Raw genomic sequence first — 13,069 nt, forward strand, 5'->3', positions numbered from 1 at the left:
GTTGTCTTCAGGTGGGGCTGATCAGGTCAGGGATGCCGTGAAACGCTGGATGCGCGTGCAGGCCTCCTCCAGCAGCGCGTCCGAGGTGGCGTAGGAGATGCGGAAGTTGGGGCCGAGGCCGAAGGCCGAGCCGAACACCACCGCCACACCTTCCGCCTCGAGCAATTCCGAGCAGAAGGCTTCGTCGGTGTCGATCACCTTGCCGGCCTTGGTCTTCTTGCCGATCAGCTGGGCGCAGGACGGATAGACATAGAAGGCGCCTTCCGGCGACGGGCACGTGATGCCGCGCGCCTGGTTGAGCATCGACACGACCAGATCGCGCCGGCCCTGGAAGATCGCCTTGTTCCTGGCGATGAAGTCCTGCGGGCCGTTGAGCGCCTCGACCGAAGCCCATTGCGCGATGGTGCAGGCGCCCGACGTCTGCTGGCCCTGGATCATGTCCATCGCCTTGATCAACTGGACCGGACCAGCCGCATAGCCGATGCGCCAGCCGGTCATGGCATAGGCTTTCGACACGCCGTTCATGGTCAGCGTGCGCTCGTAGAGCTTCGGCTCGACCTCGGCGATGGTCTTGAAGACGAAGTCGCCATAGGTCAGGTGCTCGTACATGTCGTCGGTCAGCGTCCAGACATGCGGATGCTTGAGCAACACATCGGCCAATGCGCGCAGTTCGGCCTCGGTGTAGGCCGCGCCCGACGGGTTGGACGGCGAGTTCATCAGCAGCCATTTGGTCTTCGGCGTGATCGCCTTCTCCAGCACCTCTGCCGTCAATTTGAAACCGTTGTCGATCGAGGTGTCGGCGAACACCGACGTGCCGCCGCAGATCGCCACCATTTCAGGGTAGCTGACCCAGTAGGGGCGGGGGATGACGACCTCGTCGCCGGCGTTCAGCGTCGCCATGAAAGCGTTGAACAGGATCTGCTTGCCGCCGGTGCCGACAATGGTCTGCTCGGGCTTGTAATCGAGATTGTTCTCGCGCTTGAATTTCTTCGCGATCGCCTCGCGCAGCGGCACGATACCAGACACGGGCGGGTACTTGGTCTCGCCGCGCCGGATCGCCTCGATCGCCGCGTTCTTGATGTTGTCGGGCGTGTCGAAATCCGGTTCGCCGGCGCCGAGGCCGATAATGTCACGGCCGGCATTTTTCAGCTCGCGCGCTTTCTGCGTCACCGCGATGGTGGCGGAAGGCTTTACGCGGGAAAGGGTGTCGGCAAGAAAGGCCATGACCTTTTATCTCTCCTGAGAAGATCGGCGCGGCCAGGAGCGGCCGCGGCGCTTCTCATGTCGCATCATTCCCGCCAGTGCAAGCCTTCTCGGCTGGGCCAGGTGCGACGGCGCGGTCAATGAGGCGTGATCTGCAACACTTAATTCATTAACGGGCGGTAGAGGCTTGCATGGCAGGATCGCAATCCATTCCGCCAATCCGCGGAGCGAGGAACCGTGTCGCGCAGCATCGGGCTTGCCCACATCATCCGTCATGATGACGGCACCTCGTCAGGTGTCTGGGGCCTCTACACGCTGCAAAGTGCCTTCCAGCCGATCTTCGCCTTCAAGGAGGGCAAGCTGTCGGTTGCCGCCTTCGAAGGACTGATCCGGCCGTTCCGTGACGGCGAGGCGCAATCGCCGATGACCTTCTTTTCGACCTGTCCGGCCGCCGACCGCTTGCATGTCGAGGCGCTGACCAGGACGCTGCATCTCCTCAACGCCGGCGCCTGCCTGCCGCAGGAGGCATCGATCTTCGTCAATTTCGACCCGTCGGTGTTCACCGAGCGGGCGGTCGCCGACAATGCCTTGCGTGAAATGCGGCTGGTGCTGCACGAGGCCGGCATCGATCCGGGCCGCGTCGTGTGCGAGGTGACCGAGCAGAGATCGGCATCGCAGGAGACGCTGCACGGTTTCGTCGCGGCGCTGCGCGGCAACGGTTTTCGCATCGCCGTCGACGACTATGGCGCCGACGATTCCGACATCAACCGTATCAAGGAGTTGAAGCCCGACATCGTCAAGTTCGATGCCCTCTGGATCACGCAGCTGATGGAATCCGGCGCCGGTTTTGCCCTGCTGACCTCCATGGTGAAGAGCTTCGAAGAGCAAGGCATCCGCACGGTGTTCGAGGGTATCGAAGAGGGGTGGCAACTGGAACTCGCCGAGAAGTCCGGCGCCTCAATGGTGCAGGGCTTCGTACTGGCGCGGCCCGAGCTGGCGCCAACGAGTTTCCGTGTTTTCGCAAAAAGCAGTCCGGGCTCTGTTGCCGCTGCAAGTGATGCGCCCACTGCCCACACCGTCGCCCGGCGTACGGCGCGATCGACGAAAGCCTTCGGGCGCCGGGTAACGCCATGAGGATCGAGCGACGGCGCAATGTTGGCGACGCGATCTTCGTCGACGAGGTCGGCATCGAATACGGCGTCCATGGCGACTTCCGCCTGCGCAGCGCCTACCAGCCGATTTTCGCGCCGCTCGGCGGCACGCTGCACGCGGTGGCGGTCGAAGGGCTGATCGAGCCGCACCGTGACGGCCGGGCAGGGTCGCCGCGGGCGTTCTTCGAAAGCATTGCGGCATCGGACAGGCTGTTTGTCGAAACCATGTGCCGGGTTCTGCATCTCAGGAATTTCCAAAACATCGGCGTCGACGGGCTCGACCTGTTCTTCAACTACAATCCGATGGTCAACGACCACCCCGGGCGGGCGCTGGCCGAGATCCGGCTGATGAGCCGGCATCTCGGCGAGCTCGGCCTCGCCCCCGGCATGCTGGTCTGCGAAATCACCGAACAGGCGGCGGACAACGCGCTTCTGGCCCGGCTGGTGCGCGAAATGCGGCGCGACGGCATCCGCATCGCCATCGACGATTTCGGCACCGGCCACTCGACCGAGGAGCGGGTGAGCCTGCTCCAGCCCGATATCGTGAAGATCGATGGCGGCTGGTTTGGCGAGTTCTGTCGCCACGCCGCCGCAGAACGCTTCTTCAGGCCGCTGGTGTCCAGCCTGCACGATCGCGGCGCCAGGGTGCTGGTCGAAGGCATCGAGCAGCCCGCCCATCTGCGCGTCGCGCTCGACGGCGGCGTCGACCTGCTGCAGGGTTTCCTTCTGGCCCGGCCGGCGCTGGCCGGCACCATCTTCGACGAAAAGCCGATCGCCATCGATGCGCTGCTGGGCAAGGAGAACAATGTCGTGCCGCTGTTCGGCTAGGCGACCTCGACGATTGGCGAAAGCGGTGCGCTCTCATCAGCGCCGCTGATGGTCGCGCCAAAACAAATCATTGGTTGAAGGCACGGCGGCTGCGATAATCCCCTGCTCAAGGCAGCTCCGGGGATCGTCCATGATACTCTACAGCATGATCGACAGCGGCAATTGCTACAAGCCGCGCCTGCTGATGGCCAAGCTTGGCCTCGCCTTCACCACGATCGAGGTGAGTTCGCATACCGGCGACACGCGAAAGGCCGACTTCGTGGCCAAGAACCCCAACGCAATGGTGCCGCTGCTCGAACTCGACGATGGCCGCCGGCTGGCCGAATCCAACGCCATCCTGCTCTATCTGGCCGAAGGCACGCGCTTTCTGCCGGCGGACAGATACGAGCGCGGGCTCGCCTATCAATGGCTGTTCTTCGAGCAATACAGCCACGAGCCTTACATCGCCGTGCGCAAGGCGCTGCTGACCTTCCCCGAGCGGGCCAGGGACGCCACGCCCGAGCGGCTGGCCGTGACGCTGGAGCGCGGCAACAAGGCGCTCGGCGTGATGAACAAGTATCTGGAGAACAACGCCTTCTTCGCCGGCAACGCCTTCAGCGTCGCCGACATCGCGCTCTATGCCTACACGCATACGGCCGAGCAGGGCGGCTTCCAGCTCGACGCCTATCCGGCGGTCGTGACTTGGCTTGGTCGCGTCGAGGCGGATCCGGGGCATGTGCCGATCGGCTGGGTGGGTTGAGACCTTCTCAATAATTCTACTCTGGCGGCCACCTAGCGCGGTTTTCTGTGCTTCCGGTGCTCACGTACTTAAATGTACGCTCCGCTCCGGTTCTCGAAAACCACGCTATCTGACTCGCCAGAGCGAATTCTTGAAAAGGTCTCGGCGCCGCGGCTAAAGACGTCGAAAGTTTCCGGCTCGAACCTCGGCCAACGCCTTTTCGGCAAACCCGTCCAGTCGACCTGCCTTTGCGTCGGCCTCGATCTGCATATCCCATACATCTGCCTGGAACACCGCGAACCATTTGGCAAAGGCCTTCAGCTCTTTGGGGCTTAGGGCTGCGATGGATCTTTCGATCTGTTCGAGCTTGGTCATGAATTGAAAATAACATGATCGGCGTTGCGAAGCGAAATGGCTCAACCCCAGACAAACAAAAAAGGCGGGATAAATCCCGCCTTCCATGCTTGGTAGCCTGATCGGGAGCGTCCGGTCCGGGCTGGCAGCTATCTGCTGTTCCAGCGTATCGGGTCTTTCCGCTCCGGGCGCGCTTCTCGCGCGACCGTCAGTACATCCGTGACTTGCCGCGCGCCCCGAGCTCTCGCCCGGCGCGCGCCATTCGCAAAATCAGGCTGCCTTGCTCAGAGATCCAGCGGACGACTTGCCAGTGCGGCGGTCCTGCTCGATCTCGAAGTTGATCTTCTGGCCTTCGACCAGGGTCGACAGTCCAGCGCGCTCGACAGCGGAGATGTGGACGAAAACGTCCGCGCCGCCCGCGTCAGGCTGGATGAAGCCGAAGCCCTTGGTGGCGTTGAACCACTTGACCGTTCCAGTTGCCATAAAAATAGTCCTTGCATTTGCTTTGGTTTGACCAGACCGAAGTCCAGCCGGTGTGCATCGAGATTTTGGAGATAGACGTCAGCAAACGCGAAGATCGCGAGGCCCGGATCGATCGGCCGAAATATCAATGGGGCTGATATAGGCTGCTTTCGCACCAAAAACAAGACTGTGTGAGAAAGCCGTGATTGCGGGACTGCCCAACGGCCGCCCCAATCTGGTGAAACCGTTGCCACAGATCGCGCTGTCCTTGGGTCGCGGATCAGGGGAGAGGACCATGAAAACCATTCTGCTTGCCGCCTGCCTGACGCTGGTGGCCGCCGAGGCGCAGGCAATCTCGCGCTACGACCCGACGCATATGAGCTGCGGCAAGGTGCAGTCGACGATCGCGCGCCAGGGCGCGGTCATCCTGCGCTACCAGTCGACGCGCGTGCCGGGGCTGCCGCTTTACGACCGCTATGTGCAGAGCCAGCAGTTTTGCACCATGGGCGAGGTGAGGACGCGGGCCTATGTGCCGAGCGCCGACACCAAGTCCTGCCCGGTCTACAACTGCAAGCGTCCGGACAATGAGCATTTCCGCCGCCGCTTCCCGCGCCGTCACTAAGGCGTGCTGATCTCAGGTGACGCCGGTCTGCGAGCGCTCTCGGCTCGGCCGGACCTGAATCTCAACACGCCTCAAGACCAAGGCCCTCTAGAACCCGAAGGACACCTGCGCCGGGGGCGGCGGGCCGACGCGCACGCCTTCCATGGCCAGCATCTTTTCCTTGGTGACCGAACCGCCGGGTGCGGAGAAACCGCCGATCTTGCCGCCGGCCGCAAGGATGCGGTGGCAAGGAATGACCAGCGGCACCGGATTGGCGCCAAGGGCGGCACCCGTTTCGCGCGGCAGGCCGGCATGGCCGGCGCGCTTGGCCAGTTCGCCATAGGTGGTGGTCTCGCCATAGCTGAGTTTGCGTGCCGCGTCGTAGATGGCGAGGCGGAACTCGTCGACGCCGTCGAGATCGACCGGGACGCCGGAGAAATCGACGTCCTCGCCGGCGGCGTAAGCCTTGATCGAGGCGATCAGGTCGACCACCCATGACGGCTGGGCGGTGGAGGTGGAAACGCCGGCATGGCGCATCAGCCGACGCTCCACCGCTTCGCGGCTGCGTTCGGGCAAGCAGAGCCGGATCAGGCCCTTTTCGCTCCAGGCAATGCCCATGAAACCGATCACTGTTTCTAACACTGCGTGGCCGGCTGTGATCGAAGATGTCGTTTCCATGATGCGCTCCTTTCCGCAAAGCGGCGAAATCCGGGATTCCATCCAGTACATATCAGGAACAATATGGCATCGCCGCCCCGGCCCCGCCACCCGAAAACCACCAGATGGCCCCGATTGCCCCCCAGGAATCGCTGGTGTAAGGGAAATCTTAACGACCCGACAAACCGGACCAGAGCGCGGCTTGCCAGCAAAACATACCCTTATCGCGATCGGCGTGATCATGGCGGCGGCCAGCATGAGCGGCTGCACCTCGACCTCGCAGATGAAAGCCGCGCCCGCCCTGACCGAGACCGCGACTGTCGCCGGTACCGATGCCGGCTTCACCATACCGCTGCCGGACACTGTTTCGGTGCTGCCGCAATCCTCCGGCATCGCCCCCGTCCAGACCGCCGAACTCGCACCTGGCGCCGTCATTTCGGAAGGCGAGGCAGCAGTCTCGCCAGCCAGCCATCCGGCCGCCGCGACCGCGGCCTTTGCCGGCGCGACGCCGACGGCTCCGGCCGTGCCCGCCATCATGATCGCCAGCCCCAGTGCCTGGCAGGCGCCGCCGCCCTCCAAGGCAGGCCAGCCGGTGAAGGCAGCTCAGCCCGTGATCAAGTCCGCCGAGACCTATACGACAGCCGGCCTCGTCGTGCCGGCGGTCGTTGGCGGCCAGAAAGCCATGCCCGGCGTGCAGCAGGTGGCCTATGTCGTGCCGCAGAACCCGGCTTCCCTCGTGCAGTTCCCGTCGGCGCCGCTCAGCCCTGCCGCACCGGAAGAGCACACGGGCATGCGCGGCGACGTCGACCGACTGATCGTCAAATACGCCGCGCTCTATGAGGTGCCGGTGGATCTGGTGCGCCATGTCGTCAACCGTGAAAGCACCTACAACCCCAAGGCCTACAACAATGGCCATTGGGGACTGATGCAGATAAAGCACGCGACGGCGCGCGGCATGGGCTATGACGGGCCGGCCAAGGGCCTGTTCGACGCCGAGACCAATCTCAAATACGCGGTCAAATATCTGCGTGGCGCCTGGCTGGTGTCCGACGGCAACGCCAAGAAGGCCGACTGGCTCTACCAGACCGGCTATTATTTCGACGCCAAGCGCAAGGGCCTGCTCGAGGCGACCGGCCTCGGTGTCGACCGCAAGCGGCGGCGTCTGCAGCCAGACGCCTGAGCGCGATGCCTGAACCGCGCCCGCCGGCCCTCAACGACATCCGGCTGCGCAAGATCCTCGACGAGACGCTCGTTGCACCGCATTGGCCGGACGGTTTTGTGATGCGCAGCTTCGAGCCCGGTGACGCGCCGCCCTTGCATGCGCTGCTGAGCGAGGTGTTCGACGACGACGCCGACGGCCCGTTCGACGAATGGTGGCCGCGCATCTCAGGCGACCCCGAATTCGACCCGGAATTGTGCTTCCTCGTCATCGACGCCAAGGGCCGGCTGGCGGCGGCAGCACTGTGCTGGACGTCTGCCTTCGTCAAGGACCTCGCCGTTCATCCCGAGGCGCGCGGCAAGGGCATCGGCGAAGCGCTGATGTGGCATGCCTTTGTTAGCTTTCGCGACCGGGGCGCTGACCGTGTCGACCTGAAGACCAATACGGTCGAGAATCCCGCCGCGGTACGGCTCTACGAGCGGCTGGGGATGACGCCGGTCGCCTGGGAAGGCTAGATCAGTTCACAGTTCGACGGAAACGGCGAACCTCTCCAGCTCTTTGTTTCGCAATTCCCCAGGGAAAGCGCACCGCGCTTTTCCCGGGAAAACCCGTTCACACTTTTCCTGGAATTGCTCAGGGGGCCGATCGCTTCCTGTCAATTGGTGCCGGCCGATTTTCCCGCCGCCGAGCGGAAACCCCAGCGCTCTGTGAACTGCTTCACAGAGGCGGTTGCCTGCCCATGCTAACGAAGCGTCATGACGCCTTCAGCTGATCCGGGACCGCAGATCAGCTGGGCACAGGAGGAGGCCGCACCGGCATGTGCCTGCCCCTCCACGGCAGGTCCCGGTGCGGGGTTCCGGGGCCTGCCGTACTGCGCGGCCTTCTTTCTAGATATCCGGCGCATTGCCGATCTTCTTCTTGAGCTCGAGCGCCCAGGCGCGGCCCTCATCGCCGCCCCACAGCAGCCAGGCGATATGGCCGGCTGACGGGTTGTCCTCATTGCCGTAGTTTTTACCGCGTTTGTCGACCTCGTGGCGCGCGAAATAGCTGACCATGCGGCGGATGGTGGACGGCGCGAGCTTCTCGCGGTTCTTCAGCTCCGTCGCCCGTGCCACGCCGATCTCGGTGCCGCCACGGCCGAACCGCTCGCGCAGCCTAAGCCCCCTGGCGGCATTGTCGGCCACCACTTGCGGGCAGCGCAGGTCGATCTCGTCGGCGTCGTGCATTCTTCTCCCCAGTCCCGCAAGCCCTAGCCGATGGAAGCAATGCGGGAAAGGCGGTGGGGTTCCAACAGGCGAAAGAAACTATCCACCAAGGTGGCACGTCGCATCTTGCCCGAGGTGGCTTGACGGTTAAGCTCCGGTCTCGACTGAAACCGGAGGAAACATGATGCGGCTTATGCTCTCCACCCTTGCCACCCTGGTCCTTGCGGCCCCGCTCCTTGCCGGCGCCGCGCGGGCCGCCGACTGCGCCAATGCGCAGGACCAGGCGACGATGGATCAATGCGCCGGCAAGGATTTCGATGCGGCCGACAAGAAACTCAACGAGGCCTACAAGCAGATCCAGACGCGGTTCAAGAACGATGCGGCATCGAAGAAATTGCTGGTCGATGCGCAACGTGCCTGGGTCGGCTTCCGCGACTCCGAATGCAAGTTCCAGGGCGGCCCGATCGACATGGCGGGCAGCGTCTATCCGATGGTCGTCACCAATTGCCGGACATCGCTCACCAACAACAGGCTCAAGGATTTCCAGGGTTATCTCAACTGCCCTGAAGGCGAATTGAACTGTCCGGTGCCGACGGCGCAGTAGGGTCTTCGGGAAGGCGTGCTGCCCCGTCGCCGCAAGCCGCGCAAGAATGTCGGAACCGATCGCGGCCAGACGTCCTTGGGTCGCAGAGCAACCGCGCCGGGACGCCGGCGCGCGGACCCAAGGAGCCGGTCATGATTACCTTTCCCAACGAATCCGCCAGATACCGCACCGCACGCGAAAAGCTCCTGAAGAAGGAAATCGAGCTGCGCCGTGCCATGGAAGCCGTGGCCGAGGCGCGCCGTACGCTGCCGCCGGGCGGGCTGATCCGCCAGGACTATGTCTTCGATGCGCTCGATGCCGGAGGCAGTCCGGCGAAGGTGAAACTGTCGGAGCTGTTCGCGCCCGGCAGGGATTCGCTCATCCTGTACAACATGATGTTTCCGCGCCATCCGCTGGAAACCCGCGATGTGGCGATATCAGGCGGCACGGCAAGGCTCGCCCGGCCGGACCAGCCATGCCCGTCCTGCACGGCGCTGCTCGACCAGTTCGACGGCGCGGTCGGGCATCTCGAAGCGGCGGGCTTCAATTTCGCCGTGGTCGCGAGAGCCGCGCTGGAAAACCTCGTCACGCTCGGCCGCGATCGCGGCTGGCGCAACATGCGGCTGGTGTCGTCGGCCGCCAACAGCTTCAAGCGTGACTACAATGCCGAGGATGCCGACGGCGCGCAGATCCCGCTGCTGTCGGTGTTCCACCGGGACGGTGATGGCATCCGCCATTTCTGGTCGTCCGAACTCGGCTTCGCGCCAACGGAGCCCGGCCAGGACCCGCGCGCCATCGGCACCTGCGAGACCCTGTGGAACCTGATGGATTTCACGCCGGAGGGCAGGCCGGATTGGAATGAGCAGCTGCAGTATGGGGTGGGGTGTTGCCATTGAGGGGTGCGGCCTCCCTTCTCCCCTTGTGGGAGAAGGTGGCCTCGCGAAGCGAGGTCGGATGAGGGGTGTTCCAGTGAACGCCAACCTCACTTATTGTCTCGCAATGCCACACCAACCTGTCCTGCCAGAAAAGAGACGTTTTGCCCGAACCTTGCGGCACGAGCCGACCGAGGCCGAGGACAAGCTTTGGCATGAGTTGCGCGGTCGAAAACTGGATCGGATCAAGTTCCGCCGCCAAGTGCCGATTGGACGTTTCATTGCTGACTTTCTATGCGCGGAGGCAATGCTGATCGTTGAGATAGACGGTAGCCAGCACGCAGACTCTGTCCACGATCGTGAGCGGGGCGCCGAAATGAAGTTGCGAGGGTTCCGCGTGTTACGCTTCTGGAATGATGATGTGTTGCGAGAGATGGATTCAGTCTGTGACACCATCATCGCCTATGTTCGGGACACAAGTTTGCAGCCATGGCGCTGATGGAGGTGCCTTCTCTCGCTGAGAAGAAAACGGGGCGGCAGTCGTTCTGCTTCGTCTTCCGGCATTGAAGGGGTTTTGAACAGGCGCATCGCCAAGCTGGAACACCCCTCATCCGACCGAGCTTCGCTCGGCCACCTTCTCCCACAAGGGGAGAAGGGGGTTCTTGGCTGCTCGCCTTGCGCACGGTTTCCGCACCATTGATCGTGCGCCTCACATCGCTGGTGAAGCTGTCGCTCAGATCGGCCGGAACATCGGAAGATGCGCCGCATTGATAGTAGACGGTTTGCGACCCCCCTTCACGGATTCGAAGTGCGACTCACAACTAGAAACGTATGGGACCTGGTGCGAGAAAGCGTGGTTGGCTTTGTCAACGACAATGCCCTCAGTCATGGCGCGGCGATGGCTTTTTATGCCGCAACGTCGCTGGCCCCAGTCCTGATAATTGTCGTTGCGATAGCTGGCATAGCCTTTGGTCATGACGCAGCGCAGTTGGCTTTGTCTGCCCAGATATCGGGGCTGATGGGTTCAGAAAGCGCAGCACTCCTTCAGACAGCGCTCGAAGGGGCATCCAGCAAATCATCGGGGACCCTGGCGGCCATCGTTGGTGTGGCCACCTTGCTCGTCACCGCCTCCGCGGTCTTTGGCGAGATGCAGCAGGCCCTGAATGCAATATGGAAAGTTGAAACGAAAGGGAGTTCGCTGTCGCGTCTCCTGCGTGCGCGTGCGGCAAGTCTCGGCCTGGTCGCCGCACTCGGCTTCATGTTGCTGGTATCCCTGGTTGCGAGCGCCGCGATCTCGGCTCTGGGCAACATGATCAGCGCTCAATTGCCATTCGGCGAGTTTGTTCTGAGCGCGGCCAACACCTTGATTTCCTTTTCCCTGATCTCCGTGATGTTTGCCGCTATCTACAAAGTCTTGCCGGATCGTGCCTTGGAGTGGCGGGATGTCGGGATCGGTGCCGTCGTGACCGCCGCACTGTTCACGTTGGGGAAGTCGCTTATCGGTTGGTATATCGGCACAAGTGCGATCGCATCGTCATATGGTGCGGCCGGAGGGCTGCTCGTCATACTGCTCTGGGTCTACTACTCATCAGAAATCTTTCTGTTCGGCGCAGAGTTGACCCGCGCCTATTCCGTTCGACATGGCAGCAGGTCCGACCTGAACGGGCTGGTTCAAAATGCGCCCACTCCAGGACAAACTGTTTCAATTCGCCAGGAGGCCAGCTCTTCGGGTGCCGTTGCGTTGTTGGCGGTGGCGTGCGTGAGTGCAGTGATGACGGCCTTTCTGCTGGGGCCTCGTCGCCCATAGCGTCGAGATGGACAGGCCATGCGTGTGACGGTGCGCGGCTTCCGCACGCCCGCGTTGCCGCGCCAATGATTGTTGGCGGATGAATGTTTGGCGCCCGGGAAATTCCTGAGAACCAAAGGGGAGATCGCACGTTGCCCTAGCCAACCCCTTTGACAGGAGCACACCATGCCCAACCGCAGCCTTGCCGAAATTGCCGAGAAGATGCGCGACATCGATGTCGCCATGCTGTCCACCCATTCCGAAGGCGGCGCTATCGCCGGCCGGCCGATGAGCAACAACCAGGACGTCGAGTATGACGGCTCGTCCTACTACTTCACCTGGGAAAAATCGGAGGTGGTGGCCGAGATCGAGCGCGACGCCAATGTGTCCTTGGCCTTCAAGGGCCACGATGGTTTCTGGGTCGCCGTCGCGGGCAAGGCCGAGATCATCCGCGACAAGGCCGCGTTCGAGGAACACTGGAACGAGGACATCGACGAATGGTTCGAGCAGGGCACCGATACGCCGGGACTGGCGATGATCAAGATCGAGGCCACGCGCGCGCATTACTGGGACGGCGAGGATGAGGGCGAGGTGACACTGCGGTCGTGAACCTGTTTTTCCTTCTGGTGGCGATGGATTGGAGAACGAGGTCGGCGCTCTACGGCGCCCCCTCTGTCCTGCCGGACATCTCCCCCACGAGGGGGGAGATTGGCAGCGTTGGCGCCAGTTCTCTTCTTTTCTACGATGAAAATTAGCGAAACCCGCGACGACGGCCAATCTCCCCCCCTGTGGGGGAGATGTCCGGCAGGACAAAGGGGGGCGCCGTAGAGCGCGACGGTGGATGTTCCCCCCTTTGGCGAACAGAGCACCGCAAGATGGCTCTGTGCCTGCGCTTGCCGAGCATTAGACTGCGCCACCCAATCCGAGGAGGCACCCATGCCCAAGATCGACCTCTCGGCCGTGCCCGTCCGCAAGGGCTCCGGCTATCCCGCGCCCTTCGACGCCCCTTGCGACACCCGCACGCGCCGGCGTCTGGGCGACGCCGGCGGCCTCACCGATTTCGGCGTCAACCTGATGACGCTCCCTCCCGGCGGCTGGTCGAGCCAGCGCCACTGGCACAGCCATGAGGATGAGCTTGTCTATGTGCTGGAAGGCGAGTTGACTCTGGTCGAGGATGGCGGCGAGACGCTGCTCAAGGCGGGCTATAGTGCCGCCTTTGCCAAGAACAGCGGCAACGGCCATCACATGATCAACCGGTCGTCGGTTACAGCCCGCTACCTCGAAGTCGGCTCGCGCAACCCGGCCGATGTCATCACGTGCTCCGACATCGACATGATGAGCCCGAGTTCGGATGGACGCTTCCTGCACAAGGACGGCACGCCGTATCCGGGGCAGGGGTGAGCGCTGGACGGCGCTACCTTTTCCTTCTCCCACAAGGGAGAAGGAAGAACTGCGCTGGCGTTCCGCCAATGCTAAGCTCCCTGCCAACG

The 13,069-nt window shown here is 63.0% G+C and carries 17 protein-coding genes; 12 read left to right on the forward strand and 5 right to left on the reverse strand.

Annotation, left to right across the window (positions count from 1 at the left end; translation table 11 throughout):
* Positions 1-21 precede the first annotated feature (21 nt).
* Complete coding sequence (locus tag MesoLj_RS12675) at positions 22-1,224, reverse strand: pyridoxal phosphate-dependent aminotransferase (protein ID WP_202326190.1); 1,203 nt, start codon at positions 1,222-1,224, stop codon at positions 22-24.
* A gap of 216 nt (positions 1,225-1,440) precedes the next feature.
* Between MesoLj_RS12675 and MesoLj_RS12680 the strand changes: the two genes are divergently transcribed.
* The 3 genes from MesoLj_RS12680 to MesoLj_RS12690 all read left to right on the forward strand — a co-directional run bounded on the left by MesoLj_RS12680 (position 1,441) and on the right by MesoLj_RS12690 (position 3,921).
* Positions 1,441-2,337, forward strand: coding sequence for an EAL domain-containing protein (locus MesoLj_RS12680; protein ID WP_202326191.1), 897 nt, complete (start codon positions 1,441-1,443; stop codon positions 2,335-2,337).
* Positions 2,334-3,182 (forward strand): EAL domain-containing protein, encoded by an 849-nt coding sequence (locus MesoLj_RS12685; protein WP_140774675.1) that lies wholly within the window; start codon positions 2,334-2,336, stop codon positions 3,180-3,182. The genes MesoLj_RS12680 and MesoLj_RS12685 overlap by 4 nt, the downstream gene beginning before the upstream one ends.
* A 130-nt stretch (positions 3,183-3,312) precedes the next feature.
* Positions 3,313-3,921 (forward strand): glutathione S-transferase family protein, encoded by a 609-nt coding sequence (locus MesoLj_RS12690; RefSeq protein WP_202326192.1) that lies wholly within the window; start codon positions 3,313-3,315, stop codon positions 3,919-3,921.
* Between the two features lie 153 nt (positions 3,922-4,074).
* Here the strand turns inward: MesoLj_RS12690 and MesoLj_RS12695 are convergent, their stop codons facing one another.
* Together MesoLj_RS12695 and MesoLj_RS12700 are read right to left on the reverse strand one after the other, a co-directional pair.
* Positions 4,075-4,362 carry a hypothetical protein gene (locus MesoLj_RS12695; RefSeq protein WP_342215824.1) on the reverse strand — a complete coding sequence of 96 codons (288 nt, stop codon included), beginning with the start codon at positions 4,360-4,362 and terminating at the stop codon, positions 4,075-4,077.
* A gap of 162 nt (positions 4,363-4,524) precedes the next feature.
* The gene (locus MesoLj_RS12700) at positions 4,525-4,737 is read right to left on the reverse strand and encodes a cold-shock protein (RefSeq protein ID WP_010910991.1); all 213 of its coding nucleotides are present in this window, start codon (positions 4,735-4,737) and stop codon (positions 4,525-4,527) included.
* 274 nt (positions 4,738-5,011) lie between these two features.
* Here MesoLj_RS12700 and MesoLj_RS12705 point away from each other — a divergent pair, with 274 nt between their 5' ends.
* Positions 5,012-5,338 (forward strand): hypothetical protein, encoded by a 327-nt coding sequence (locus tag MesoLj_RS12705; RefSeq protein ID WP_140774673.1) that lies wholly within the window; start codon positions 5,012-5,014, stop codon positions 5,336-5,338.
* A gap of 87 nt (positions 5,339-5,425) precedes the next feature.
* Here the strand turns inward: MesoLj_RS12705 and MesoLj_RS12710 are convergent, their stop codons facing one another.
* Positions 5,426-5,995, reverse strand: coding sequence for a methylated-DNA--[protein]-cysteine S-methyltransferase (locus tag MesoLj_RS12710; RefSeq protein ID WP_202326193.1), 570 nt, complete (start codon positions 5,993-5,995; stop codon positions 5,426-5,428).
* Between the two features lie 181 nt (positions 5,996-6,176).
* On the opposite strand from MesoLj_RS12710, the gene MesoLj_RS12715 reads away from it, so the two are divergent.
* Together MesoLj_RS12715 and MesoLj_RS12720 are read left to right on the forward strand one after the other, a co-directional pair.
* Positions 6,177-7,154 carry a lytic transglycosylase domain-containing protein gene (locus tag MesoLj_RS12715; RefSeq protein ID WP_202326194.1) on the forward strand — a complete coding sequence of 326 codons (978 nt, stop codon included), beginning with the start codon at positions 6,177-6,179 and terminating at the stop codon, positions 7,152-7,154.
* A 5-nt stretch (positions 7,155-7,159) separates the two neighbouring features.
* Positions 7,160-7,648 (forward strand): GNAT family N-acetyltransferase, encoded by a 489-nt coding sequence (locus MesoLj_RS12720; RefSeq protein WP_202326195.1) that lies wholly within the window; start codon positions 7,160-7,162, stop codon positions 7,646-7,648.
* Between the two features lie 372 nt (positions 7,649-8,020).
* Here MesoLj_RS12720 and MesoLj_RS12725 read toward each other — a convergent pair whose 3' ends face one another.
* The gene (locus MesoLj_RS12725) at positions 8,021-8,359 is read right to left on the reverse strand and encodes a hypothetical protein (RefSeq protein WP_202326196.1); all 339 of its coding nucleotides are present in this window, start codon (positions 8,357-8,359) and stop codon (positions 8,021-8,023) included.
* 160 nt (positions 8,360-8,519) lie between these two features.
* Here MesoLj_RS12725 and MesoLj_RS12730 point away from each other — a divergent pair, with 160 nt between their 5' ends.
* The 6 genes from MesoLj_RS12730 (at position 8,520) to MesoLj_RS12755 (ending at position 12,980) form a co-directional block, all read left to right on the forward strand.
* On the forward strand, positions 8,520-8,942 hold the full coding sequence (locus MesoLj_RS12730; protein ID WP_342215825.1) for a lysozyme inhibitor LprI family protein: 423 nt from the start codon (positions 8,520-8,522) through the stop codon (positions 8,940-8,942).
* 131 nt (positions 8,943-9,073) lie between these two features.
* Positions 9,074-9,817 (forward strand): DUF899 family protein, encoded by a 744-nt coding sequence (locus MesoLj_RS12735; RefSeq protein WP_202326197.1) that lies wholly within the window; start codon positions 9,074-9,076, stop codon positions 9,815-9,817.
* A 73-nt stretch (positions 9,818-9,890) separates the two neighbouring features.
* A complete protein-coding gene (locus MesoLj_RS12740; protein WP_342215826.1) occupies positions 9,891-10,292 on the forward strand; it encodes an endonuclease domain-containing protein in 402 nt (133 codons plus the stop codon).
* Between the two features lie 354 nt (positions 10,293-10,646).
* Positions 10,647-11,600: a YihY/virulence factor BrkB family protein gene (locus MesoLj_RS12745; RefSeq protein ID WP_244735354.1), complete on the forward strand. Its 954-nt coding sequence runs from the start codon at positions 10,647-10,649 to the stop codon at positions 11,598-11,600.
* Between the two features lie 165 nt (positions 11,601-11,765).
* Entirely contained in the window at positions 11,766-12,188 is a 423-nt protein-coding gene (locus MesoLj_RS12750; protein WP_202326199.1) for a pyridoxamine 5'-phosphate oxidase family protein, read from the forward strand.
* A gap of 327 nt (positions 12,189-12,515) precedes the next feature.
* The gene (locus MesoLj_RS12755) at positions 12,516-12,980 is read left to right on the forward strand and encodes a cupin domain-containing protein (protein ID WP_202326200.1); all 465 of its coding nucleotides are present in this window, start codon (positions 12,516-12,518) and stop codon (positions 12,978-12,980) included.
* Positions 12,981-13,069 lie beyond the last annotated feature (89 nt).

The organism is Mesorhizobium sp. 113-3-9, from assembly GCF_016756515.1.
Classification (GTDB): Bacteria; Pseudomonadota; Alphaproteobacteria; order Rhizobiales; family Rhizobiaceae; genus Mesorhizobium.